The 23,014-nt window shown below is 69.6% G+C and carries 26 protein-coding genes and 1 riboswitch; of the genes, 13 read left to right on the top strand and 13 right to left on the bottom strand.

The features are described from left to right. Positions 1–58: 58 nt before the first annotated feature. Positions 59–1,027, bottom strand: coding sequence for a DUF2332 family protein (locus ADL03_RS28135; protein ID WP_053736576.1), 969 nt, complete (start codon positions 1,025–1,027; stop codon positions 59–61). Between the two features lie 98 nt (positions 1,028–1,125). On the opposite strand from ADL03_RS28135, the gene ADL03_RS28130 reads away from it, so the two are divergent. After that, positions 1,126–1,884, top strand: coding sequence for an enoyl-CoA hydratase/isomerase family protein (locus tag ADL03_RS28130; RefSeq protein WP_053736773.1), 759 nt, complete (start codon positions 1,126–1,128; stop codon positions 1,882–1,884). A gap of 18 nt (positions 1,885–1,902) precedes the next feature. On the opposite strand, the gene ADL03_RS28125 is transcribed toward ADL03_RS28130, so the two are convergent. From ADL03_RS28125 to trxA, 7 genes are all read right to left on the bottom strand, one after another. Next, positions 1,903–2,502, bottom strand: a complete 600-nt coding sequence (locus tag ADL03_RS28125) for an MBL fold metallo-hydrolase (RefSeq protein ID WP_053736575.1) — start codon at positions 2,500–2,502, stop codon at positions 1,903–1,905. Then, positions 2,502–3,590 (bottom strand): S-(hydroxymethyl)mycothiol dehydrogenase, encoded by a 1,089-nt coding sequence (locus ADL03_RS28120; protein ID WP_053736574.1) that lies wholly within the window; start codon positions 3,588–3,590, stop codon positions 2,502–2,504. Before ADL03_RS28120 ends, ADL03_RS28125 begins: the two co-directional genes overlap by 1 nt. 11 nt (positions 3,591–3,601) lie before the next feature. Beyond that, positions 3,602–4,120 carry a VOC family protein gene (locus ADL03_RS28115; RefSeq protein WP_053736573.1) on the bottom strand — a complete coding sequence of 173 codons (519 nt, stop codon included), beginning with the start codon at positions 4,118–4,120 and terminating at the stop codon, positions 3,602–3,604. Between the two features lie 90 nt (positions 4,121–4,210). Further along, complete coding sequence (locus ADL03_RS28110) at positions 4,211–4,480, bottom strand: DUF4235 domain-containing protein (protein WP_053736572.1); 270 nt, start codon at positions 4,478–4,480, stop codon at positions 4,211–4,213. Beyond that, a complete protein-coding gene (locus ADL03_RS28105; protein WP_053736571.1) occupies positions 4,477–4,764 on the bottom strand; it encodes a DUF3618 domain-containing protein in 288 nt (95 codons plus the stop codon). Before ADL03_RS28105 ends, ADL03_RS28110 begins: the two co-directional genes overlap by 4 nt. After that, positions 4,761–5,150, bottom strand: coding sequence for a phage holin family protein (locus ADL03_RS28100; protein WP_053736570.1), 390 nt, complete (start codon positions 5,148–5,150; stop codon positions 4,761–4,763). The genes ADL03_RS28105 and ADL03_RS28100 overlap by 4 nt, the downstream gene beginning before the upstream one ends. A gap of 48 nt (positions 5,151–5,198) precedes the next feature. Beyond that, positions 5,199–5,567 (bottom strand): thioredoxin, encoded by a 369-nt coding sequence (gene trxA / locus ADL03_RS28095; protein ID WP_053736772.1) that lies wholly within the window; start codon positions 5,565–5,567, stop codon positions 5,199–5,201. 218 nt (positions 5,568–5,785) lie between these two features. On the opposite strand from trxA, the gene ADL03_RS28090 reads away from it, so the two are divergent. The 4 genes from ADL03_RS28090 to ADL03_RS28075 are packed head-to-tail and all read left to right on the top strand — an operon-like array spanning position 5,786 to position 9,906. Next, positions 5,786–6,688: an ABC transporter substrate-binding protein gene (locus tag ADL03_RS28090; RefSeq protein ID WP_053736569.1), complete on the top strand. Its 903-nt coding sequence runs from the start codon at positions 5,786–5,788 to the stop codon at positions 6,686–6,688. Then, complete coding sequence (locus ADL03_RS28085) at positions 6,678–7,496, top strand: amino acid ABC transporter permease (protein ID WP_053736568.1); 819 nt, start codon at positions 6,678–6,680, stop codon at positions 7,494–7,496. The genes ADL03_RS28090 and ADL03_RS28085 overlap by 11 nt, the downstream gene beginning before the upstream one ends. After that, the gene (locus ADL03_RS28080) at positions 7,483–8,241 is read left to right on the top strand and encodes an amino acid ABC transporter ATP-binding protein (protein WP_053736567.1); all 759 of its coding nucleotides are present in this window, start codon (positions 7,483–7,485) and stop codon (positions 8,239–8,241) included. Before ADL03_RS28085 ends, ADL03_RS28080 begins: the two co-directional genes overlap by 14 nt. Continuing rightward, positions 8,242–9,906 (top strand): aminotransferase class V-fold PLP-dependent enzyme, encoded by a 1,665-nt coding sequence (locus ADL03_RS28075; RefSeq protein WP_053736566.1) that lies wholly within the window; start codon positions 8,242–8,244, stop codon positions 9,904–9,906. Here ADL03_RS28075 and ADL03_RS28070 read toward each other — a convergent pair. Next, positions 9,884–10,066, bottom strand: a complete 183-nt coding sequence (locus tag ADL03_RS28070; RefSeq protein ID WP_053736565.1) for a DUF397 domain-containing protein — start codon at positions 10,064–10,066, stop codon at positions 9,884–9,886. The genes ADL03_RS28075 and ADL03_RS28070 overlap by 23 nt on opposite strands. Beyond that, positions 10,041–10,880 carry a helix-turn-helix transcriptional regulator gene (locus ADL03_RS28065; protein ID WP_157529394.1) on the bottom strand — a complete coding sequence of 280 codons (840 nt, stop codon included), beginning with the start codon at positions 10,878–10,880 and terminating at the stop codon, positions 10,041–10,043. Before ADL03_RS28065 ends, ADL03_RS28070 begins: the two co-directional genes overlap by 26 nt. 100 nt (positions 10,881–10,980) lie before the next feature. On the opposite strand from ADL03_RS28065, the gene ADL03_RS28060 reads away from it, so the two are divergent. The 8 genes from ADL03_RS28060 (at position 10,981) to ADL03_RS28025 (ending at position 19,726) form a co-directional block, all read left to right on the top strand. Continuing rightward, on the top strand, positions 10,981–13,281 hold the full coding sequence (locus ADL03_RS28060; protein WP_053736563.1) for a chitobiase/beta-hexosaminidase C-terminal domain-containing protein: 2,301 nt from the start codon (positions 10,981–10,983) through the stop codon (positions 13,279–13,281). A gap of 141 nt (positions 13,282–13,422) precedes the next feature. Further along, positions 13,423–13,728, top strand: a complete 306-nt coding sequence (locus tag ADL03_RS28055; RefSeq protein WP_197288708.1) for a hypothetical protein — start codon at positions 13,423–13,425, stop codon at positions 13,726–13,728. Then, positions 13,721–14,335: a DUF6879 family protein gene (locus ADL03_RS28050; protein ID WP_053736562.1), complete on the top strand. Its 615-nt coding sequence runs from the start codon at positions 13,721–13,723 to the stop codon at positions 14,333–14,335. The genes ADL03_RS28055 and ADL03_RS28050 overlap by 8 nt, the downstream gene beginning before the upstream one ends. 35 nt (positions 14,336–14,370) lie before the next feature. Then, positions 14,371–16,713, top strand: coding sequence for a tetratricopeptide repeat protein (locus ADL03_RS28045; protein WP_197288707.1), 2,343 nt, complete (start codon positions 14,371–14,373; stop codon positions 16,711–16,713). A 59-nt stretch (positions 16,714–16,772) separates the two neighbouring features. After that, the gene (locus ADL03_RS28040; protein ID WP_053736770.1) at positions 16,773–17,162 is read left to right on the top strand and encodes a TIGR03618 family F420-dependent PPOX class oxidoreductase; all 390 of its coding nucleotides are present in this window, start codon (positions 16,773–16,775) and stop codon (positions 17,160–17,162) included. Beyond that, a complete protein-coding gene (locus ADL03_RS28035; protein ID WP_053736560.1) occupies positions 17,143–18,288 on the top strand; it encodes a bifunctional cobalt-precorrin-7 (C(5))-methyltransferase/cobalt-precorrin-6B (C(15))-methyltransferase in 1,146 nt (381 codons plus the stop codon). Before ADL03_RS28040 ends, ADL03_RS28035 begins: the two co-directional genes overlap by 20 nt. After that, entirely contained in the window at positions 18,285–19,025 is a 741-nt protein-coding gene (cobM, locus tag ADL03_RS28030; RefSeq protein WP_053736559.1) for a precorrin-4 C(11)-methyltransferase, read from the top strand. Before ADL03_RS28035 ends, cobM begins: the two co-directional genes overlap by 4 nt. Next, on the top strand, positions 19,022–19,726 hold the full coding sequence (locus ADL03_RS28025; RefSeq protein ID WP_053736558.1) for a cobalt-precorrin-6A reductase: 705 nt from the start codon (positions 19,022–19,024) through the stop codon (positions 19,724–19,726). Before cobM ends, ADL03_RS28025 begins: the two co-directional genes overlap by 4 nt. Here the strand turns inward: ADL03_RS28025 and ADL03_RS28020 are convergent. The 3 genes from ADL03_RS28020 to ADL03_RS28010 are packed head-to-tail and all read right to left on the bottom strand — an operon-like array spanning position 19,698 to position 22,839. Further along, complete coding sequence (locus ADL03_RS28020) at positions 19,698–21,149, bottom strand: precorrin-2 C(20)-methyltransferase (RefSeq protein WP_053736557.1); 1,452 nt, start codon at positions 21,147–21,149, stop codon at positions 19,698–19,700. The two genes, ADL03_RS28025 and ADL03_RS28020, sit on opposite strands and share 29 nt — an antisense overlap. Then, the gene (locus ADL03_RS28015) at positions 21,146–21,766 is read right to left on the bottom strand and encodes a precorrin-8X methylmutase (RefSeq protein ID WP_053736556.1); all 621 of its coding nucleotides are present in this window, start codon (positions 21,764–21,766) and stop codon (positions 21,146–21,148) included. Before ADL03_RS28015 ends, ADL03_RS28020 begins: the two co-directional genes overlap by 4 nt. Then, positions 21,763–22,839 carry a hypothetical protein gene (locus ADL03_RS28010; RefSeq protein ID WP_053736555.1) on the bottom strand — a complete coding sequence of 359 codons (1,077 nt, stop codon included), beginning with the start codon at positions 22,837–22,839 and terminating at the stop codon, positions 21,763–21,765. Before ADL03_RS28010 ends, ADL03_RS28015 begins: the two co-directional genes overlap by 4 nt. An 8-nt stretch (positions 22,840–22,847) precedes the next feature. Continuing rightward, a riboswitch (cobalamin riboswitch) is annotated at positions 22,848–22,986 on the top strand. Positions 22,987–23,014: the final 28 nt, after the last annotated feature.

Here is a 23,014-nt window from a genome sequence, read left to right as displayed (position 1 = left end):
AACTAGAGGTGCCGGACCCACCGGCACCACGGTCCGCGGTTGACCGTTCACGGACTGTTCAGCTGTAGATCGTCACCGTCAACCGGGGGTTCGAACGGAAGTCGGGCGCCTCGTACGCCACCCGCGCCAGCGGCATCGTCCCTGCCGCCGCGGTCAGCGCCGTCTCGATCTCGTGCCGCTCGTCCTCGGTCAGGTACGACCAGAACGAGCTGTGCCAGACCACCGTGCACGTGTCGGGCTCCGCCGGTGCCACCAGGTTCTCCCGCAGCCACCGCCCGGCCGGTGCCCGCGCGACCCGCACGCCCACCGCCGCCGCGAGCTCGATCGCGTCGTCGAGATCCCAGCGCAGCGCGTCGTGCTCGGGCGGGATGAACGAGTGCAGGATCAGCGCGTGCCTCGGGTCGGCCGGGTCGCGCGGCTGCAGGTCGCAGCCCGCCCGTGCGACGATCTCGAACTCCGGCGGCCGCGGGCCCGCCGCCGTGAGCCGGACCGGCGAGTTCCGCTCGCCCCACTCCCAGCCGAGGCCGAACCACCGGTAGCGGTCCAGGATCAGGTTCAGCCCCGCGCACGCGCCCAGTTCGAGCAACCTGACCTTGGGCGCGCCGATCATCGTGAGGCCGCGCAACAGGAAGCCCGCGGTCCTCGGCTGGTGTTGCTGCACGGTCCGGTCGAGCGCCGCGAGGATCTCGCCGGGGTTGTCCACGATCGCCCGCCGCGCCGCGAGCCACGCCAGCAACGCGGCCGAGTCCGACTCACCGGCCATCGCCGCCGCGTGCGCGCTCGCGAACCGCTGCGACAGCTCGGGAGCCCGCCCCGACAGCATCAGCAGCCGCACCCCGGCCAGTGCCTGGATGCCGAACAACGGGCTGCGCACCGCGCTGTGCGAGCAGAGCAGGTCCGCCACCGGGCCGCCCCTGTCCAGCTCGCCCGCGAGCTCGGACAGGATGCGCGAGGAGACCGGCGCGCTGCCGCGCAGCCGGGCCGCGAACGTGCGGAGGGTGGCAGCACCGGTTCCGGCCGCGCTCACGCGGTCCTCCCGTCCTCGACGAATGACCCCGTGTGAGCGCGTTCCTGCGGCAACGTGACCAGGCCGTTCGCCGGAACCAGCGCTGTATCGTGCGGCGCGTGAGTGATTTCCTCGAGCTGTCCTCGGCCGGACCGGTCGCCACGCTGACGATCAACCGCCCGGCCAAGCGCAACGCGATGAGCTACGAGATGTGGTCGGCGCTGCCCGGCCTGATGGCCCGCGTGTCCGCCGACGACAGCGTCCGCGTGCTGGTCATCCGGGGTGGCGAGCACTTCTCGGCCGGCGCGGACATCGCGGAGTTCTCGACCCTGCGGCGGGGTGCGGAGGGTGCCGCGCACTACGGGGAAGCCGTCCACAACGGTGAGCGTGCCATTGTCGGGCTGGAGAAGCCCACCATTGCCGCGATTTCCGGTTTCTGCGTGGGCGGCGGCTGTGAGATCGCTCTCGACTGTGACCTCCGGGTGGCGGCCACCGGCGCGCGGTTCGGGATCACCCCCGCGAAGCTGGGCATCGTCTACAACTTCACGTCCACGAAGCAGCTCGTCGACGTGGTCGGCCCGGCGTGGGCGAAGCAGATCCTGTTCTCCGCCGACCTGATCGACGCGCCGACGGCGTTGCGGATCGGGCTCGTCAACGAGGTCGTCACGGACCTCGACACCCGCGTGGAGGAGCTGTCGCAGCAGATCGCCGCGCGGGCGCGGGTGAGCGTGCGGGGTGCGAAGAAGATCGTCAACGCGATCAGCGACGGCGGCCACGAGGACGACGCCGTGCGGGCGCTGTACGCGGAGGCCGCCTCCAGCGCCGACTACGCGGAAGGCGTGTCGGCGTTCCTGGAGAAGCGGCCCCCGCGGTTCTAGCGGTGCACGCCGCCGAGGTCAGAAGCGTTCGGCGTCGATCGTGGTGTCCGGGCCGTGGCCCGTGTGCACCACCGTCTCGCCGGGCAGCGCCAGCAGCTTCTCCCTGATCGACCGCTCGATCGTCGGCCGGTCCGAGAACGACCGCCCGGTCGCGCCCGGCCCGCCCTGGAACAGCGTGTCGCCGGTGAACACCGCGCCGAGCGACGGCACGTGGAAGCACACCGCACCGGGCGAGTGGCCCGGCGTGTGCAGCACGTGGACCTCCTCGCCGGCCACCGTGAGCACCTGGCCGTCCTCCAGCGCCTGGTGCGGGATGACGCCCGTGTGCGTCAGCTCCCACACGATCCGGTCGGCCTGGTGCAGCGCCAGCGGAGCACCCGTGGCGTGCGCGAGGTCCGGCGCGACCCGCACGTGGTCGTCGTGCGCGTGCGTCAGCAGGATCGCGACGACGCGGCGCCCGTTCACGAGCTTGAGGATCGCGTCCACGTCGTGCGGTGCGTCGATCACGACGCACTCGGAGTCGTCGCCGATCACCCAGACGTTGTTGTCGACGTCGAACGTCTCGCCGTCCAGCGAGAACGTCCCGGACGTGACGATGTGGTCGACCCGCAGCGCCATCAGAAGACCACGACCGATCGCAGCACGTCGCCGTGGTGCATCTTCTCGAACGCGCCCTCCACGCCGTCCAGCGCGATCTCCTCGGTGACGAACGCGTCGAGGTCGAACCGGCCCTGCTGGTACAGGTCGACCAGCATCGGGAAGTCGCGCGTGGGCAGGCAGTCGCCGTACCACGAGGACTTCAGTGACCCGCCGCGCGCGAAGAAGTCGATCAGCGGCATCTCCAGCCGCATGTCCGGCGTCGGAACACCCACCAGGACCACGGTGCCGGCCAGGTCGCGGGCGTAGAACGCCTGCTTCCACGTCTCCGGGCGGCCGACCGCGTCGATCACCACGTCCGCGCCGAACGAGTCGGTCAGGTCCTGGATCGCGGTCACCACGTCGTCGACCTCGCGGGCGTTGATCGTGTGCGTGGCACCGAAACCCTTGGCCCACTCCAGCTTCCGCGGGTCGGTGTCCACCGCGATGATCTTCGCCGCACCCGCGAGGCGAGCGCCCGCGATCGCGCCGTCACCGACACCACCGCAGCCGATCACGGCCACCGAGTCGCCGCGCGTGACACCACCGGTGTTCACCGCCGCGCCCACACCGGCCATCACGCCGCAGCCCAGCAGGCCCACGGCAGCCGCACGCGCCGACGGATCGACCTTTGTGCACTGTCCGGAGTGGACCAGCGTCTTCTCCGCGAACGCGCCGATGCCGAGGGCCGGCGACAGCTTCGTGCCGTCCGTCAGCGTCATCGGCTGCGAGGCGTTGAACGTCGAGAAGCAGTACCACGGCTTGCCACGCCTGCAGGCACGGCACGTGCCGCACACCGCACGCCAGTTCAGCACCACGAAGTCGCCCGGCGCCAGGTCGGTGACGCCCTCGCCGACGGACTCGACGACACCCGCCGCCTCGTGTCCCAGCAGGAACGGGAAGTCGTCGTTGATGCCGCCCTCGCGGTAGTGCAGGTCGGTGTGGCAGACCCCGCAGGCCTGCACCTTCACCACGGCCTCGCCGGGTCCGGGGTCGGGCACCAGCACCGAGGTCAGTTCGACCGGTTGTCCTTTGCCCCGGGCGACGATGCCCTTGACCTCTTGCGCCACGCTTCGACTCCTTAGTTGACCAACGTCGAGCCTTCGAACTTCCCGAGCTCTTCCCGGTAGAACTCAATCCCTACACCGTTGGGGTCGCGGATGTACAGGCTGTCCTCGACGCCGCGGTCGGGCCCCAGGTACTCGACGCCGCCCTCGTCCAGCTTGGCCTTGATCTCGTCGAACCGCTCCGGCGAGATGGACAGCGCGAGGTGCTGCACGGCACCGATCGTCTCGGAGAACGGCGGGTGGTCGTGACCGGGGAAGTCGAAGAACCCCAGCAGGTTCTTGCTGCCGAGGTCGAAGAAGAAGTGGCTGGAGCCGCGGTAGTCGCGGTTCTCCACGAGCTCCACCAGCGGGAAGCCGAGGAACTCCTGGTAGAAGCGGATGGTCTCCTCGACATCGCGGCAGATCAGCGCGATGTGGTGGACCCCGCGGGTCGGCGACCCGCCGCGCTCGGCCAACGGCCGCACGTGTCGTTCGCGCAGCTCGTCGCGCTTGGCCCTGATCGCGTCCAGCTCGGCACCCTCTGGCTGTGGCATGCTCGCCAGGGTAGTTGAGGGTTCAAGCTCCCGCAGGACCGCGAAGAGCCGGCCCGCCGGTGGTCGCGGACCGGCTCGTGGTGAGTCGGCTCAGTCTTCCTCGTCGCCGGGCCACTTGCCGGTGGCCTTCTGGAACCCGACGGCGCCACCGCGGTCGATCGCGGCCTTGACCAGGCCGAAGATCGCTCCCTGCAGGGCGGCGGCCAGCAGCACCTCACGCCAGCGACGGTCGCGCATGGTCGCGCTGGGGGCCTCCTTGTCCCCGGCGACGACCTTCCAGATCTGCCCGAAGATCGCCGTGGCGGCCATGCCGCCCAGCGCGCCGAGCAGCATGCCCAACGGGCGGTACAGCAGCTTCATCCGTTCCTCCTGGAGAGTTTCCAGATCAGGAGCACGAGTGCCATCAGCACCGCCCCGATCGCCAGCGGGTGCTGACGCGCCTTCTGCACCTGCTGCGCCACCGGCTCCGGCAGCGACGCCACGGCCTGGTCGGTCGCGGCGGTCATCCTGACGACCGTCTCGTGCGCCTGCTCCTTCACGCGACCCGGCACGTCCACCTTGTGCGCCAACGCCTCCACGGTCTCACCGAGCTCACGCCGGGTGCGTTCGACGTCGCGCTGCAGCTCCTCTTTGGGATCGGTCACCGGTGCGCACTCTCCTTGATCGTGGCGATGTCGCGCTGCACGTTCTCCACGGCCTGGCGCGGCACCGGGGGAGTGGCCTGCTTGACCTGCGAGCGCCCCACGAGCGCCATGACACCGGCGATCAGCAGGAGCCCCGCGGCAACGATGAAGGCGGCCGCCCAGCCGGGCAGCACCAGCGACAGGGCGAGGATCACGCCGGCGACGACGCTCAGCCCGCCCCACCACGCGAACACGCCGGCCGCGCCGAACATCCCGGCGCCGACACCGGCGTGTTTGCCCTTCTCCTTGAGCTCGGCGACCGCGAGGCGAATCTCATCGCGCGCGAGCCTGCTCACCTGCTCAGACAGCTGGCTGACCAGCTGTGCGGTCGACGTGTCGGTGTTCATGCTGGTCGGCTACCCGGAGCAGCCCCGCGTGAATCACCGATGTGGCTCTCAGCCCTGCTGCTGGGCCTGCTTCACCTTGGCGTGGACCTCGTCCATGTCCACCGCGCGCGCCTGCTCGATCAGGTCGTCCAGCGCGTTGCCCGGCAGCGCCCCCGGCTGGGCGAACAGCACGACACCCTCGCGCACGATCATGAGCGTCGGGATCGACCGGATCCCGAACGTCGCCGCCAGCTCCTGCTGCGCCTCGGTGTCGACCTTGCCGAAGACCAGGTCCTCGTGCTTCTGCGACGCCGCCTCGAACGTCGGCGCGAACGCACGGCACGGCCCGCACCACTCGGCCCAGAAGTCGACCAGGACGATGTCGGAACCGCCGACCACCTCGTCGAAGTTGTCCGTGGTCAGCTCGACCGTCGCCATGTGGTCCTCCTCGTAGTTGGCTTCCCGGTTCAACGATCCCACGGCCTCCGGAATTCCCCGCCTCTCACGGCCACGCGGGGCCCCTGCGTCCCCTTTCGGGTCACGCGGGGGCCTCACGTTCCCCTGTGCGGTGTGCGGCGGCCCCGCGTGACCTGCGAAGCGGCGGGTTTTCAACTTTTTGTAGACGTCTTCAACTCAGCGTTGTACGGTTCCCGGCCATGAAGCCCCGCCTCCTCCTGACCACGCTGCTCGTCGCCACGCTCACCGCGTGTGGCGGCACGTCTGACACCACGCAGACGTCCACCCCGCCGTCGTCGGACCTGTCGCAGGTCAAGAAGGACGACGCGCTCGCCGCGCTGGTGCCGGCCGCGATCGCGCAGACGGGCAAGCTGCGGGTCGGGTCGAACATCCAGAACCCGCCGAACAACTTCTACAAGGAAGACGGCAAGACGCCGCAGGGGTCCGAGGTCGACCTGATCAACGCGATGGCCGCCAAGGTCGGGTTGAAGGCCGAGCACAGCGACATGGCGTTCAGCTCGCTGATCACCAGTTTGGAGACCGGTCGGGTCGACGTCACTATGGCGGCGATGAACGACACCGCCGAGCGGCAGCAGAAGATCGACTTCGTGGACTACTTCACGTCCGGCATCACGATCATGGTGCAGAAGGGCAACCCGCAGGGGGTCAAGGGGCCCGACGACCTGTGCGGCAAGGGGGTGGCGGTCAACCTCGGCAGCTCGCAGGAGACGTTCGCCAAGGAGCAGAGCCAGAAGTGCCTCGGCCAGGGCAAGCCCGAGGTGCAGCTCAGCGTCACCGACAGCGACACCGGCAACCAGAACCAGCTGCGCACCGGGCGCGTCGCCGCGATCCTCAACGACCTGCCGACCGCCGTCTACATCGCCAAGACCGCGGGTGACGGCAAGTTCTTCGAGGTCGTCGAGCTCGCCCCGATCAACGGCGGGCCGTACGGCATCGGCGTCAACAAGCAGAACGCCAAGCTCAGCGAGGCACTCAAGGGTGCGTTGCAGGCGCTGATCGACGACGGCACGTACGCCAAGATCCTCGGCAACTGGGACATCAAGCAGGGTGCGATCAGCAAGGCCGCGATCAATGGCAAGTGAGGCCGAGGAACGCGAACTGGTCGTTGTCCCGCTGAGCCACCCGTGGCGGTGGGTCAGCGCGGCGGTCATCCTCGTCGTCCTCGCCGGGCTCGGCTGGGCGATGGCGGAGGCGCAGATCCAGTGGGAGGACGTGCCGGGGTTCTTCGCGCACCCCGTCATGCTCGAAGGGCTGCTCAACACGATCGTGCTCGCCATCGCGGCACAGGGTGGCGCGGTCGTGCTGGGCGTGGTGATCGCCCTGATGCGGCTGTCGGCCAACCCGGTCGCCCGCTGGTTCGCCGTCGGCTACATCTGGCTGTTCCGCGGGTTGCCGGTGCTGTTGCAGATCCTGATCTGGTTCAACCTCGCGCTGGTCTTCCAGAACATCAGCGTGCCGATGCTGTTCAGCGTGCCGACGAACGTCGTCATGACCGCGTTCGTGGCCGCGTTGCTGGGGCTGGGGCTCAACGAGAGCGCCTACATGGCCGAGATCGTCCGCGCCGGGCTGTCCAGTGTGGACCCCGGCCAGACCGAGGCGGCCAAGTCGATCGGCATGACGCCGGCGGTGACGCTGCGCAGGGTCGTGCTGCCGCAGGCGATGCGGGTGATCATCCCGCCGACCGGCAACAACTTCATCAACATGATCAAGGGCACGTCGATGGCGTCGGTGATCGCGTTCCTGGAGCTCATCCACGCCGCGAACAACATTGCCTCGCGCAACCTGGAGATCATGGAGACCCTGTTCGCCGCCGCGGCCTGGTACCTGGTGATGGTGTCGCTGGCGTCGGTCGGGCAGCACTACCTGGAGCGTGCGTATGGCCCTCGTTGAGGCGGTCGGTGTCCGCAAGTCGTTCGGGCACACCGAGGTGCTCAAGGGCATCGACATGCAGGTCGAGCGCGGGGAGGTGGTCTGCCTGCTCGGGCCGTCCGGTGCGGGCAAGTCGACGTTCCTGCGCTGCGTCAACCACCTGGAGACCATCGACGCCGGACGGATCCGGGTCGACGGCGTGCCGGTCGGGTTCCGCGCGGCGAACGGCAAGCTGTACGAGCTGAAGGAACGTGACGTCGCCCGCCAGCGCCGCGACGTCGGCATGGTGTTCCAGCGGTTCAACCTCTTCCCGCACCGCACGGCGCTGGAGAACGTCTTCGAGGGCCCCGTGCAGGTGCTCGGCGTCGACCGGGCCACCGCGGTCAAGGAGGCACGTGACCTGCTGGAACGCGTCGGGCTCGCGGAGAAGGCCGGTGCCTACCCCGCGCAGCTGTCGGGCGGGCAGCAGCAACGTGTTGCGATCGCCCGCGCGCTGGCGATGAAACCCAAGCTGATGCTGTTCGACGAGCCCACATCGGCACTCGACCCTGAGCTCGTCGGCGAGGTGCTCGACGTGATGACCGGACTGGCCCGCGACGGCATGACGATGATCGTCGTCACCCACGAGATCGGCTTCGCGCGTTCGGTCGCCGACCGCGTGGTGTTCCTCGTCGACGGCGCCGTCGTCGAGTCCGGCACGCCCGCCGACGTGCTCGACAACCCGCAGCAGCCGCGCACGCGGCAGTTCCTCGCAAAGGTGCTCTAGGTGACCAACTCCGCGTACCTCGCCCAGTTCCGCGAACCGGAGGGGTACCTCGACTTCGCCCGCTTCGGCCCGCCGTCGCTCCCGGTGGTGGCGGCCACGGCCCGGCTGATGGAGCAGGCGTCGCTCGCCGGTCCCTCCACAGTGGACACGCTGATGCGCGAGGAGCAACGCGTCAAGGCCGCCGCCGCGCGGTTGTGCCGCACCGACACCGACCACGTGGCGCTCGTGCCCAACACCTCGACCGGGCTGTTCCAGGCGGCGTTCGGCCTGTCCGGCACGGTCATGTACTCCGCGGCGGAGTTCCCCGCCAACACCTACCCGTGGGTGCGCGCGGGCCTGCCGTCGGTCGTGCTGGACGGCCCGGTGACCGCCGCGTCGGTGTCCGGAAGCCTGACACCACAGGTTTCCGCGCTCTCGGTGTCCGCTGTGGACTTCCGCACCGGCTACCGCGCGGACCTGGCGGCGTTGCGCGAGGCCGTCGGCGACCGGCTGCTGATCGTGGACGGCATCCAGGGCTTCGGCGTGGTGGACGAACCGTGGGAGCTCGCCGACGTCCTGGTCGTCGGCGGCCAGAAGTGGCTGCGGGCGGGGTGGAGCACCGGGTTCGTGGTGCTGTCCGACCGGGCGTTGGAACGGCTCCAACCCGTGCTGTCGGGTTGGACCGGCGCGGTGGACGCGGGCCTGTTCGACGACTCGGTTCACGCCGCCGCCCCCGACGCCGCCGCGTGGAACGTCACCAACCTCTCCCCGGTCGTCTCCGGCGCGTTCGCGGAGGCCCTGGAGCTGGTCGAGCTGGCGGGCGTGGCGGAGCTGGACGCCGCGGTCGGCGACCTGGTCGCGGAGCTGGAGGAGGTCGTGCTGTCGTGCGGCGGCGAGATCGTCTCCGCCCGCGACCGCCGCGCCGGGATCCTCGCGTTCACGATGGCCGAGGCCGCACCGGTCGTGGGGGAGGCGCTGAAGGCCCTCGGCGTGACCGCCACCGTCCGCCCGGAGCACGTCCGGCTGTCGCCGCACGCCACGACCACCCGAGGCACCCTGGAACGCGTCCGGGCAGCGCTGAGGTCGTTGTCCGGCTCGTCGGTGCCGACCATGCCGGCCGCGCTGTCGGCGCTGGTACCGACGGTCGACAGCCTCGCCTCGGCGCTGGGACCGGACACCGAGGTCGTGGTGCACGACCTGTCCCGCCTGCCGAACTCGATCATCGCGATCGCCGGCTCGCTCACCGGACGGCAGGTCGGCGGGCCGATGACGGACCTGCTGCTGGGCCTGGTCCGGCGCGGCACCACCACCGACATGCCCGGCTACGAGACCTATGCACCGGACGGCCGCGCGATCTGGTCCTCGACCACCTTCGTGCGCGACGCGTCCGGTGTCGCCGTGGGGTGCCTGTGCGTCAACAAGCTCGCCGCGCACGAGGCGTCGGGACCGGTCGAGTCGTTCCCGCAGGACGTGGACACGCTCCAACGGGTGCTGGTCGAGAAGGCCGTCGCCGACGTCGGCGTGCCGGTCGAGCTGATGAAGAAGGTGCACAAGTCGCAGGTCGTGCGGGTGCTGGACGAGGCGGGGTTCTTCCTGATCCGCGACTCGGTCGACCACCTGGCGAGCGTGCTGGGGGTCACCCGCTACACGATCTACAACTACCTCAACGAGAACCGAGGTACGTGAGCAGCGACTGCCAGGCGGGGGCCGAGAACGTGAGCACGTCGCCGCTCACGTTCTTCGAGTCCCGCACGAGCACGTCCCGGGTCAGCGACACCTCGACGCACGCACTGGCCTCGCCGCCAGTGCTGTAGCTGCTCTTACGCCAGATCCGTTCCTGCGCCATTGGAGTCCCCTCGAAGTCGGCTGATGTACTCCATCAGCTTGCGCTTCGATTGTTCCTGATCCAAGGCGAGCGCATCCAGTCGCTGGAACAGCCTAGTGACCTGCCCGACCGCAGCGCTGTCTTGTGCAAAGACCTGTGCGAGTTCACTGTCGGTGTAGGCGACCGAGTGCGCCTTCTCGAACTCCAGCAGTGCACAGCCCGCCGTCAGGATGATCGAATCGTCAGGAACGATCCGCAGGACGTGCGTGTGGAAGAGCATGCGGAGGTACTGCTCCTCCATGATCTTGTTGTCGCCGACGTAGGTCTGAAGGGCACGTTCGAGGACGTAGATCCGAATGTCTGGTCGGCGGGGACGAAGCAGAATGGATTGCCGGTCCATGCGGCACTGGACGCACGCCGCGATCTTCTCCGGCGCGACTAGCCCTGCTTTGCGGTACAACGCATCGGCGTATTCAGCGGTCTGGACGAGTCCGGGAGCTGTGGTGGTCTCGACCCAGGTGATCTTCGTGGCCATCGCCTCGGCCATCATCAGGGTGCGCAGGTTTTCCGGCATCTGCGCGAGGTAGGGGTCGAAGGCGTGCCGGTACCGGGCCTGGAACGCGTCGATGTAGTCCAGGTTCTTGCCGCACACGCTGAGGTACTGGATGATGTCGCCCGCGCTCGCACGGGCCTTGCCGTGTTCGAGGTTGGAGACCTTGCTGGGGTCCCAGCCGAGCTGAACCGCCATGGCGCGGCCGTGGAGTGACGTGCTGGTCTCCCGGATGAGCCGCAGCTCGTCCCCCAGGTCCCGGCTGTACGCGGTGGAGTAGGTCATGCCCTCCAACGCTATTGCTTGAAACCGGTTCAAGGTACGGACCCGTTCGGGTGGAAACGGCGCTTGTCCCGCGGACCTGCGGCGTTTACCGTCATGCGGTGTGAGAGCGCTCTCAAAGACGAGATTGCAGGCCGGCTTCGCCGCCGTCGCCGTTGTGCTGGCTTCATTAGCCGCGTCCGCCCCCGCTTCGGCGGCGGAGGACTACACGCAGAACGTGACGTCCGTGAGCACGTCCGAGGCGAGGATCAACTTCACGCCGACGACCCCCGCTCTGTACGTGGACGTGCACTACCTGATCACCAACACGCCGCAGCAGAACTTCCGGATGACGAACAACGCCGGGACGTGGCAGAAGACCGTCGGCTCGTTGTCGGCGGGCACGGTGGTCGAGTACTGGTTCACCTACGAGAAGAGCGGCCCCCAGTACGACACGCCGCACTTCACCTACACGCACGGCACCACGCAGGCACCTGTCGCCACCCCCACGTTCAGCCCGCCGGGCGGTGCGTACACGTCGGCGCAGACGGTGACGATCTCCACCGCGACCTCCGGCGCGACGATCCGGTACACAGTGGACGGTTCGACGCCCACGGCGTCCTCGCCGCTGTACAGCGGGCCGATCTCCGTGCCCTCGTCGCGGACGGTCAACGCGGTCGCCTTCAAGTCCGGCCTCGCGAACTCGTCGGTGGGCAGCGCCACCTACACCATCGGCACGCAGCAGGGTTGCGTGCAGTCCAACACGCCGAACTTCGGTCCGAACACGCGGATCTTCGACCCGGGCATGTCGGCCGCCTCCATCCAGACGCAGCTGGACGCGGACTTCACCATGCAAAAGGACACGCTGACGGCGCAGATGGCGCCACGGCGGGTCGCGCACCTGTTCAAGCCGGGCACGTACAACATCCATGACGACGTGGGCTACTACACGTCCGTCGCGGGTCTCGGGCGCAACCCCGGTGACGTGGTCATCAACGGCGACATCACCGTGGACGCGTTCAACGAGTCTGACAAGGGCGTGGCGCTGCAGAACTTCTGGCGTTCGGCGGAGAACATGGCCGTCAACCCCAGCAATGGCACCAACCGCTGGGCCGTCGCGCAGGCCGCGCCGTTCCGCCGCATGGACGTCCGCGGCAACCTGGCGCTGTACCCGGCCTCCTACGGCTTCGCCTCCGGCGGCTACACGGCCGACACGCGGGTGTCCGGCCAGACGGCGTCGGTGTCGCAGCAGCAGTGGTACACGCGCGATTCCAACTACGGCAGTTGGAACGGCGGCGTGTGGAACATGGTGTTCTCCGGAACGCCCGGCGCGCCGGCGACCACGTTCCCGAACCCGCCGACGACGAACCTGGCGACCACGCCGGTCTCGCGCGACGTGCCGTATCTGTACTTCGAGAACGGCGCGTACCGGGTGTTCTTGCCTTCGTTGCGCACCAACGCCTCCGGTGCGTCGTGGATCAACGGCGGCACGCCGGGCACGTCGTTGCCGATGAGCCAGTTCTACGTCGTGAAGTCGGGTGACACCGCCTCGACGATCAACGCGGCGCTGGCCCAGGGTTGCAACCTCTTCTTCACGCCCGGCATCTACAACGTCAACCAGACGCTGCAGATCACGCGCCCGAACACGGTCGTGCTCGGCATCGGCTACGCGACCATCGTGCCGGTGAACGGCGTCAACGCCATGCAGGTCGCCGACGTCGACGGCGTGCGCATCAAGGGCATCCTGTTCGACGCGGGCACCACGCGTTCCAACGCGCTGCTGACCGTCGGCCCGTCCGGCTCGTCGGCCTCGCACGCCTCGAACCCGACGACGTTGCAGGACGTGTTCTTCCGCGTCGGCGGCGCCATCGCGGGCAAGGCGACCAACAGCCTGGTCGTCAACAGCCACAACACGATCATCGACCACACCTGGGCCTGGCGCGCCGACCACGGCAACGCCGGGACGTGGGGGTGGACCGAGGCGGTCGGTGACACCGGTGTCGTGGTGAACGGCAACAACGTGCTCGCGACCGGGTTGTTCGTGGAGCACTACCAGAAGTACCAGGTGATGTGGAACGGGCAGGGCGGCCGGACCATCTTCTTCCAGAACGAGATGCCGTACGACGTGCCGAACCAGGCCACGTGGATGGCGCCGAACGGGCTGGCCGGGTACGCGGCCTACAAGGTCGGCGACAACGTGACCTCGCACGAGGCGTGGGGGCTGGGGAGCTACTGCTTCTTCAACGTCAACCCGTCCGTGCGGGCGCATCACGCGTTCGAGGTGCCCAACCAGTCCGGTGTGCGGCTGCACAACCTGCTGACCGTGTCGCTGAACTACCAGGGGACCATCACGCACGTGGTGAACGAGGTGGGGGCGGTGACGCCGCCGGGGACCGTGCCGGTGAACGTCGTCAGCTATCCGTAGCGGTTGATCGTGGGAACGGCCCGTCACCTTGGTGGCGGGCCGTTTGCCGTTGAGATTCACGCGAAAGAAGTAGGAATCAATTCCTGATTCCCGAACAGCCGATGCTACTCTCGAATTCCTGTCCGTTTGGGGAGAAAGGACATGGTCACCATGTCCACAAAGGTATGGCAACCGAATCCCGCTGCCGACTTTTCCAGGCGCTTGGGAATCGCACCTCAGGAACCGGGAAGCGGTGGTGGGTCCGGTGACCCCGCCACCAGCGGCGAGGGCGAATGCCCCGACATCTGGGAGCTCGACAACGGCGACGTCGCGGTGATCGGCCGCGACCTCACGCCGCAGTACGCGGGGCGCTTGCCGGACGGCGTCAGCGTCGGCGCCGGCGAGCGACTCGTGGTGCTGCCGCGCGGAATGGTGATGGCGGCGAAGGCGGACATCCCCGATGCGTGAACTGTTCGGTGGTGCGGAAGGCAAGCTGCTGCCCAGGGACGAGTACCGGGAAGACTTCGAGCGGCGCTTCTGGAGGAGCGGCCGGTCCGGCTTCTGGAAGCTCGAACGGCTGCAGCACTTCGAGGAACCGGGGAACGACAGCTGGAACGCGTTCGACGAGGGGGACTGGGACCGGTCGCTCGCTCTCCTCGAAGAACGCGGGCCGGCCCTGCGCACGCACTACGCGAAGATCGCGAACGCGGGTTTCGAAACATCCCGGGTGCGAATAGTTGAACATCCGCTGACGGACTACCTGCGGTGGGAGTTGCACCTGCTCCTCGCCAGGGACCAGCTCGGTGGCCACACGCGAATCCTCCCCGTGCGGGAGATCGCGCGGTTCGAGGAAAAGAACCCGCTGCCCGAACTCGTCACCTTGGGCGATGACGTGATGTACGAGATCCTCTACGACGAGAACGGACGTCTCCGGGGCGGGGTGCTGTACACGGGCACTTCTCCGGTGGTCCGCTGCCGCGAGTTCATCAAGCGGCTGTACGAGAAGGCAGAACCGATCAGCACGTACTTCACGCGTGAGGTCGAGTCGTTGGGACCACCGCTCAGGAGCCGGTGATGCGGCCGGACGACCGGTCTCGGAGCAGTGCCGAGGTGTCCGGATCCGCCTTCGACGTGGTGCAGGCGAGAGACGTCGAAGGCGGCATCCACTTCCACGGTGCGCGCGAACAAGGGCAGCGGTTGCCACGACCGAACCAGCTGCCCGGCGGCACGAGCGGGTTCGTGAACCGGCTGCACGAGCTCGCCCGGCTCAACGAGGTGCTGGAGCAGGCCGGCGAGGAGCCGGTGGCCGTCTACCTGATCACCGGGACGGCGGGGGTCGGGAAGACGTCACTGGCGTTGCACTGGGCGCACAGCGTCCGGCACCGCTTCCCGGACGGTCAGCTCTACGTCAACCTCCGCGGCTACGACCCCGGCGCCCCGGTGACGGCGGAGCAGGCGCTGCACCAGTTCCTGCGGGTGCTGGGCGTACCGGCCACCGGAATTCCCGTCGCGTTGGAAGACCGGTCGGCGTTGTTCCGTTCCCTGCTCGCCGACCGGCGTGTGCTCGTGATCCTCGACAACGCGGCGAGCCCCGGCCAGGTGCGGCCGTTGCTGCCCGGCAGTTCGACCTGTCTGGTCCTGGTCACCAGCAGGAACCGCTTCTCCGGCCTGGTGGCGAGGGACGGTGCCCGGCGGCTCGTGCTCGACATGCTCACCGAGGACGAGGCGGTCCGGCTGCTGCGCACGGTCACCGCCGGCTACCGGGACGACGACGACACGGCCGACCTGGTCGAGCTGGCCCGGCTGTGCGCACGGTTGCCGCTCGCGTTGCGCATCGCCGCCGAACGAGCGTCGAGCCGTCCCTTGATGATGCTGCGCGAGCTGATCGACGACCTGCGGGACGAATCGGGGTTGTGGGACGCACTCACCGCCGACCACGACGACGAGTCGGATGCCGTGAGGACCGTCTTCGCCTGGTCCTACCGCACTTTGCCCGCGGCCGCGGCGCGGTTGTTCCGGCTGCTCGGCCTGCACCCCGGTGCGGAGTTCTGCGTCACCGCGGCGGCAGCGCTCGGCGGTCTCGGCCTGTCGGAGACCAGGAAGCTGCTCGACGCGCTGATCGGTGCGCACATGCTCGAACAACACGCGCCGAACCGGTTCCAGTTCCACGACCTGTTGCGGATCTACGCGGCGCAGCAAGCACTTCAGCACGAGAACGCCGCCGCGCGGAGGGACGCCGTGGACCGAGGACTGAGCTGGTACCTGCACACGTTGTCGAACGCGACTGCGGTCATCGCGCCATTCGAACGGCGTGTCGTCCTGACGCCGTTGCCCGCCAACACGACGCCGTGGCACTTCGAGGACCGGGCAGAGGCGTTCGAGTGGTACGAAAGCGAAAGGGCGAACCTCGTCGCCGCCGTCCGCACCGCCACCTCGGCCGGCCGGGACGACATCGCGTGGCGGCTGCCGGTGCTGTTGCGCAGCATTTACGTCCACCAAAACCCGTTCGAGGACTGGATCGAGACCAGCTCAGCCGGGCTGGAGGCTGCGGAACGGATCGGTGACCTGGCGGCACAGGGCGAGGTGCTCGACAGCCTCGGCAAGGCCTACCTCCAGTCACAGCGACTGGATCACGCCGAGGAGTGCCACGCGAGGGCACGGGCGCTCCGCGCGGAGGTCGGCGACCGGTACGGGGAGATGGTGTCGGTCAACGCGCTCGGGTTGCTCGAATGGCGCCGCCGCAGGCTCACCTCCGCCGTCGATCGCTTCCAGCAGTGCCTGGAGATCGCTCACGAGCTCGCTGACCGCCGCTGGCAGGCACTGGCGATGACGAACCTCGGTGGTGTCAGGTACGACCTCACGGAGCTCGAGACCGCGATCGACAGCCTCAGCCGTTCCGTGCTGACCTACCAGGAGATCGGTGATCGCGCCTACGAGGGCAACGCGTTGTTCTGCCTGGCCAGGGCACGGCGGGAGAACGGCGACCTCGACGTGGCGGCGGAGCTGGTCGGACGAGCGCTCGCGATAGCCGAGGAGGAACGCCACGCCGTCGGCGAGGCGTACTGGCTGATCGAGTGGGGCCGGATCCAACGGGCCAGGGGAGACGTGGCCGAGTCGCTGCTCTCCTACCAGCGGTCCGCGGTGGCGCAGCGGCGGCTCGGTGACCGGAACAGGGAGGCACAGGCGCTGGACGGTACGGGCGAGGCGTACCGGGAACTGGGCAGGCCCGAAGAGGCGGAGAAGTTCCACCGGACCGCCGTGACCGCCTTCCACGAGACCGGTGACCGGTGGCTGCTCGCGCACGCACTCACCAACCTGACACTGGCGCTGAGGGAGTCCGAACGGCCGGAACAAGCCGCCGCGACCGAGCAGGAGGCGATCGCTGTCCTCGCTGAGTTCGACGAACCGCGAGCGCGTCAGCTCGTCGCGTTGCTGCGGAGGACGAACGGATGAGCTGACTTCGCGTGACCGTGCTCTCCCCCGATTTCGTCGGACGGCCCCGCGCGGGGATGATGCGTGCCATGTCGATCGAGCGCGGCCCCGAGTTCACCGAGTTCTGGACGGAGCGGCACCTGTGCACGCTGTCCACTGTGCGCGCGAACGGCACGCCACACGTGGTGCCCGTGGGGGTTACGCTCGATCGGGTGACCGGTGTCGCGCGGGTGATCACGGACGGCGCGTCGTGGAAGGTGCGGCACGTCCGGAACGCCGGGTACGCGTCGGTGTGCCAGGTGGACGGTCGGCGGTGGTCTTCGCTCGAAGGGCCCGCGGTGGTGCGTGAGGACGCCGAGTCCGTTGCTCGCGCCGAAGAGCTCTACGCGCAGCGTTATCGTCAGCCGCGGGTGAACCCCACACGGGTAGTGATCGAGATTCAGGTGCAGCGTGTCGCCGGAACAGTCTGACGTCGTCGTGGTCGGCATCGGCGCCGACGGGTGGGACGGGCTGTCGCCCGCCGCCCAGGCCGCCGTGTCGCGGTCGAAGGTGCTGATGGGGTCGCAGCGGCAGCTCGACCTCGTGCCGGGCGAGTTCGAACGGGTCGCGTGGCCCTCGCCGCTGGTGCCGGCGTTGCCCGCGTTGTTCGAGAAGTACCGCGACGTGTGCGTGCTCGCGTCCGGCGATCCGATGTTCCACGGCATCGGCACGACCCTGGTCCGCATGCTGGGGCCGCGCGTCACCGTCATCCCGCACCCGTCGTCGGTGTCGCTGGCGTGCGCGCGGCTCGGGTGGGCGTTGAACGAGGTCGAGGTCGTCTCGCTGGTGGGGCGGTCGGTGGATCTGCTGCGGCCCGCCCTGACGGCCGGGCGGCGGGTGCTGGTGCTCGGTGGCGACCCGGAGGCGGTGGCGGCGCTGGCGGGGCCGATCACGGTGCTGGAGCAGCTCGGCGGGCCCGGTGAACGGGTGTACGCCTGGTCGGGGCAGCTCGCCGACCCGCTGTCGGTGATCGCCGTCGAGTTCACCGGGCCCGGATATCCGCGGGTGCCGGGATTACCCGACGACGCCTACGAGAGCGACGGCCAGCTGACCAAACGCGAGGTGCGGGCGGTGTCGGTGGCGTCGCTGGCGCCGTTGCCGGGGCAGTTGCTGTGGGACGTCGGCGCGGGGTCGGGTTCGATCGCGATCGAGTGGGCGCGGACGCATCCGACGTGCCGGGCCATCGCCGTCGAGCAGGACGTCGTGCGGGCCGGGCGGATCGAGCGCAACGCCGCCGCGCTGGGCGTGCCGGGTGTGCGGGTCGTGGTCGGGCGCTCGCCGGTCGCGTTGGAGGGGCTGGAGAAGCCCGACGCGATCTTCATCGGTGGCGGGCTGACGGTGCCGGGTGTGGTCCAGTTCTGCTGGGACGCCCTGGGTTCCGGTGGGCGGCTCGTGGTCAACGCGGTGACGCTGGAGTCGGAAGCCGTTGTCGCGCAGTGGTATGCGCGCCTCGGTGGTGACCTGGTGCGGATCGCGGTCAACCGCGGGTCGGCCGTCGGCGGGTTCACCGGGTGGCGGCCGCACATGCCCGTGACGACGTGGAGCGTGACCAAGTGACCGTGCACTTCATCGGCGCCGGGCCCGGTGCCGCCGACCTGATCACGGTGCGGGGGCGGGACCTGATCGCCTCCTCGCCCGTGTGCCTGTACGCGGGTGCGCTCGTTCCGGTCGAGCTGCTGTCGTTCTGCCCGCCTGACGCGCGTTTGGTCGACACCGCGTCGCTGACGCTCGACGAGATCGTCGCGGAGCTGGTCGCGGCCGACGAGGCCGGGCTGGACGTGGCGCGGCTGCACTCCGGTGACCCGGCGGTGTTCAGCGCGATGGCCGAGCAGATGCGGCGGCTGGACGCGCTGGGCATCGCCTACGACGTGACGCCGGGGGTTCCGGCGTTCGCGGCCGCGGCGGCGTCGTTGCAGCGGGAGCTGACGGTGCCGGGCGTGGGGCAGACGGTGATCCTGACCCGTACCTCGCAACGGGCGACACCGATGCCCGACGGCGAGGACCTGGACACGCTGGGGCGGTCGCGGGCGACGATGGTGCTCCACCTGGCCGTGCAGCGGATCGCGGACGTGGTCGCGGAGCTGGTGCCGAACTACGGCGCGGACTGCCCGGTCGCGGTCGTCGCGTACGCCTCGCGCGAGGACGAGGTGGTGCTGCGGGGGACGCTGGACGACATCGCCGCGCAGGTGGCCGCGGCAGGCATCAAGCGGACCGCGGTGATCATCGTGGGGCGCGTGCTCGGGGCGACGCAGTTCCCCGACAGCCACCTGTACTCGGCCCTGCGCGTGCGATGATCCTCATCCTCGGTGGCACGGGGGAAGCACGCGCGCTGGCCGAGCGGGTGCCCGCCGTGTCGTCGCTCGCGGGGCGGGTGCGGGAGCCCCGGCTGCCGGTCGGCGAGGTGCGCATCGGCGGGTTCGGCGGTGTCTCCGGGCTGGCGCAGTGGTTGCGGGACAACGACATCCACGCCGTGGTCGACGCCACGCACCCGTTCGCCGCGCAGATCACCGCGAACGCTTTCGAGGCGTGCCAACGGGTCGGCGTGCCGTTCCTGGTGCTGCGACGGCCCGGTTTCGCGCCGCGGGACGGCTGGACCTGGGTCGGCAGCGTGGCCGAGGCCGCCGCGGCGTTGCCCGGCTCGCGGGTGTTCCTCACGACCGGGCGGCAGGACCTGTCCGCGTTCGCCGGCTGCCCGCAGTGGTTCCTGGCGCGGATGGTCGAACCACCGGAACCGCCGATGCCGCACCGGATCGAGGTGCTGCTGTCGCGCGGGCCGTTCACCGTCGAGAGCGAACTGTCATTGATGCGCGCGCATCGGATCGACGTGCTCGTCACCAAGGACAGCGGTGGTGCCATGACGTCGGCCAAGCTCGACGCGGCACAGGAGCTCGCGCTCCCGGTCGTGGTCGTGCGGCGGCCACCGCTCCCCGCCGGCGCGGAGGCGGTGGCCACCGTGGACGAGGCCGTCAGCTGGTTGGGTACCGCCGGGGCGTGAACACGACGCCCTGATCGGTCACCACGGTCTGCGACGAGCCGATGATCAGCAGGCAGCGCATGTCGATCGTGGCCGGGTCGAGGCCGCCGAGCGTGAGGACGCGGATCTCCTCCTCCGGACCACCGACGTCCCGGCCGACGATCAAAGGCGTGTCCGGCGAACGGTGCTTGAGCAAGAGGTCGCGCATGTCCGCCACCTGGTGCGTGCGGGCCTTCGACGCCGGGTTGTAGATCGCGATCACCAGGTCCGCCTTGGCGGTGGCCTCCAGGCGTTCGGCGATGACGTCCCACGGCTTGAGGCGGTCGCTCAGCGAGATGACCGCGTAGTCGTGGCCCAGCGGCGCACCGGCCTTCGCGGCGACGGCGTTCGCGGCCGTGACACCGGGGAGCACCCGCACCGGGATGTCCGGGTGTTCTGCGGCCACTTCGAGGAGCGCGGTGGCCATCGCGAACACACCGGGATCACCGGAGGAGACGACCGCGACGCGCGACCCGCGGCGGGCCAGGTCGAGGGCGAAGGCGGCGCGTTCGGACTCGACCTGGTTGTGCGAGGCGTGCTTCGTCTGACCGGGGCGCTCGGGCACCCGGTTCAGGTAGGTGGTGTAGCCGACGAGGTCGTCGGCGGACTCCAGCGCCCGCTTCGCCTCCGGGGTGAGCCAGGAGTGGTGACCGGGGCCGAGACCGACGACCACGACCTCGCCACCCGGCTGCGCCGGCCGGGAGTTGCTGGGCAGCAACGCCAGCGAGAAGTACGGCACCGACTCGGGGTCCACGTCGGCGAGCTTCGCCGTGCGCTCCCGGCCGGTGGTCGCCCGCTCCACGTACCAGGCGCCGTCGAGCCGCCCTGCCTCCTCCAGCGCCTGCCGGACGTTGCCGAAGGTGCGGCCCAGCTTGAGGATCGCGGCGCAGTCGGTGTCCGCGATCCGCGCGGCGAGCTCGGCCGGCGGCAGCGTGCCGGGCAGGACCGTGAGCACCTCGTCCCGTTCGACGAGCGGGGTGCCCAGGACCGCGGAGGCACCGCTGACGGACGTGACGCCGGGGACGACCTCCGCCTCGTAGCGGTGGGCGAGACGTTTGTGCATGTGCATGTAGGAGCCGTAGAAGAACGGGTCTCCCGCGGCGAGGACGACCACCGTGCGGCCGGCGTCGAGGTGCGCGGCCAGCGTGGCGGCGGCCTCCTCGTAGAACGCGTCGATCTCGCCCTGGTAGTCGTCGGTGTCCTCGGTGGTGACCGGGTAGACGAGCTGCTCCATGATCTGACCGTCGCGGAAGTACGGCGCCGCGATGCTCTTCGCGTTGCTGCGACCGTGCCGGGCGCTGTGGTAGGCGATGACGTCGGCTTCCCGGATGAGCCGTGCGGCCTTGACCGTCACGAGTTCGGGGTCACCGGGACCCACACCGACGCCGTAGAGCTTGCCCGTCATTCTTCCTCACTCGCGATCGCGTTGATGGCGGCCGCCGTCATGGCGCTGCCGCCGCGTCGGCCGCGGACCACGAGGTGTTCGAGATCCGTTGCGGCCAAAGCTTCCTTGGACTCCGCGGCACCGATGAACCCGACCGGGATGCCGAGGACGGCCGCCGGTCGCGGGGCTCCGGCCGCGATGAGGTCCAGGAGGTGGAAGAGGGCGGTGGGCGCGTTGCCGATGGCGACCACGGCACCGTCGAACCGGTCGGCGAGCAGCTCGAGGGCGGCGGCACTGCGGGTGTTGCCGATTTCCGTTGCCAGCGCGGGGGTTCTGGGATCCTGGAGGTAGCAGAGGACCTCGTTGTCCGCGGGCAGGCGGCGGCGGGTGACACCGGAGGCGACCATGTTGGCGTCGCAGAGGATGGGGGCGCCTGACCGCAGGGCGGCGCGGGCGTCTTTGACGACGTTCGCCGAGAACGCGACGTCCTGCGGCAGGTCCGTCATGCCGCAGGCGTGGATCATGCGGACCACGACCTGGGCGACGTCGGCGGGGAAGCGGGTGAGATCCGCTTCCGCGCGGATGGTGGCGAAGGACTGGCGGTAGATCTCCGCGCCGTCCTTGATGTACTGCGTCACCTGAACTCCTCGTAGCCGTCGCCGGTCGCGACGAACTCGATCACATCACCGGCCGGACGACCACATCGACGTGAGCAACCCGACCAGTGCACCGGCACGCGGCGCGACGGAATCGATTCGGACTGAAGGGCCCCCTGGGGGGATCGGGTCCCCACTCCAATCGTCCCAAAGGGGTCTGACATTTCCGGCTCGCCCAGCCAGCGGTGCACGTCGGCGCGCACGTCGGACAGCGACTTCGCGCACCCCGGCCGTCCGGTGCACGCGCTGACCCCGTGCCAGGGCGAGGAAGGGTCGGTGATCAGCCCGGACGTGTCCGTACCCGCGGGCACGACCAGCGACCGCCACGGCGTCAGCCGCAGGGCCACGCCGGGGAGCTGCGCGGCGTCCAGCCGGCCCAGCGGCACGCCCGGTGTCACGGCGGAAGGTGCGACCGGAGTCACAGCCGGGGTGATGCGCGGGGCGTCCGAGGTGCCGAAGTGCTCGGTGATCTTGCGCACACCGCCGTCCACTTCGGACAGGCGCCAGGCCGTGCCGCGCATCGACGCGAACAGGCGGGCGGCGGTCACCACGGCGTCCACGGGGTCGCTGACACGGATGCCGGTGTCAGTGCCGGCGAGCAGCAGGGCGTCGTCCACCAGGCCGATGTCGCCGCCCAGGCCGCTCACCGAAGCGCCCACCGTCACCAGGAAACGGCCTGGTAGGGCGGCGAGTGACGGGTCCGCGCACAGGGCGGCGTCCAGAGCGTCGACCAGTGCCTGGTTGTCCTCCAACGGAGCCGCGATGATGTTGCGGATGCGTTCGTGGGTGTCGGAGGGCAGCAGGCCGCACGCGCGCAGGCGGGCACCCAGCTCGATGCCCGAGGTGAGGCCCCTGATCTGGAGGTTCGCCCGCGAGGTCAGCTCGATCGATCCGGAGCCCAGTTCCAGCGCGGCGAGGCGCACGACGTCCCACTGGGCTGCGGAGAGGGTGCCTCCCGGGACACGGATGCGCGCCAGGCCGCCGTCGGCCGCTTGGTGCAGCTCGACGGCACCGGGGCAGGCGTCCGGGTGACGCCGGTCAATCCCACTGGGCATAGGTCGGACTGTAACCCGCCGGTTAGGGTGAGCCCGAACGGCGAAGCGCAGGAGGAAGCCGGTGTGAGTCCGGCGCGGTCCCGCCACTGTGACCAGGTGCGAGAGCGCCCGGGAGTCAGGAACTCTGCTTCGGCTGTGACCCGTGACCTGGGGCGAGGACCCCACGAGGGATGGA

Source organism: Nocardia sp. NRRL S-836 (assembly GCF_001279525.1).
Classification (GTDB): domain Bacteria; phylum Actinomycetota; class Actinomycetes; order Mycobacteriales; family Pseudonocardiaceae; genus Lentzea.
The sequence above is the reverse complement of the archived record's forward strand: the minus strand, read 5'-3'. Positions and strand labels throughout refer to the sequence as shown.

Coding starts and splice junctions, on each gene's coding strand:
- ADL03_RS28055 (WP_197288708.1), top strand. CDS start 13,423: ATGGTCACCATGTCCACAAAGGTATGGCAACCGAATCCCGCTGCCGAC.
- ADL03_RS28050 (WP_053736562.1), top strand. CDS start 13,721: ATGCGTGAACTGTTCGGTGGTGCGGAAGGCAAGCTGCTGCCCAGGGAC.
- ADL03_RS28110 (WP_053736572.1), bottom strand. CDS start 4,480: ATGAAGCTGCTGTACCGCCCGTTGGGCATGCTGCTCGGCGCGCTGGGC.
- ADL03_RS28125 (WP_053736575.1), bottom strand. CDS start 2,502: ATGGCGCTGCGGGTCGACCACATCGTCACGTCCGGGACGTTCTCGCTG.
- ADL03_RS28080 (WP_053736567.1), top strand. CDS start 7,483: ATGGCCCTCGTTGAGGCGGTCGGTGTCCGCAAGTCGTTCGGGCACACC.
- ADL03_RS28020 (WP_053736557.1), bottom strand. CDS start 21,149: ATGACGGGCAAGCTCTACGGCGTCGGTGTGGGTCCCGGTGACCCCGAA.
- ADL03_RS28115 (WP_053736573.1), bottom strand. CDS start 4,120: ATGCCACAGCCAGAGGGTGCCGAGCTGGACGCGATCAGGGCCAAGCGC.
- trxA (WP_053736772.1), bottom strand. CDS start 5,567: ATGGCGACGGTCGAGCTGACCACGGACAACTTCGACGAGGTGGTCGGC.
- ADL03_RS28100 (WP_053736570.1), bottom strand. CDS start 5,150: ATGAACACCGACACGTCGACCGCACAGCTGGTCAGCCAGCTGTCTGAG.
- ADL03_RS28025 (WP_053736558.1), top strand. CDS start 19,022: ATGATCCTCATCCTCGGTGGCACGGGGGAAGCACGCGCGCTGGCCGAG.
- ADL03_RS28040 (WP_053736770.1), top strand. CDS start 16,773: ATGCGTGCCATGTCGATCGAGCGCGGCCCCGAGTTCACCGAGTTCTGG.
- ADL03_RS28090 (WP_053736569.1), top strand. CDS start 5,786: ATGAAGCCCCGCCTCCTCCTGACCACGCTGCTCGTCGCCACGCTCACC.
- ADL03_RS28085 (WP_053736568.1), top strand. CDS start 6,678: ATGGCAAGTGAGGCCGAGGAACGCGAACTGGTCGTTGTCCCGCTGAGC.
- ADL03_RS28070 (WP_053736565.1), bottom strand. CDS start 10,066: ATGGCGCAGGAACGGATCTGGCGTAAGAGCAGCTACAGCACTGGCGGC.
- ADL03_RS28010 (WP_053736555.1), bottom strand. CDS start 22,839: ATGCCCAGTGGGATTGACCGGCGTCACCCGGACGCCTGCCCCGGTGCC.
- ADL03_RS28065 (WP_157529394.1), bottom strand. CDS start 10,880: ATGACCTACTCCACCGCGTACAGCCGGGACCTGGGGGACGAGCTGCGG.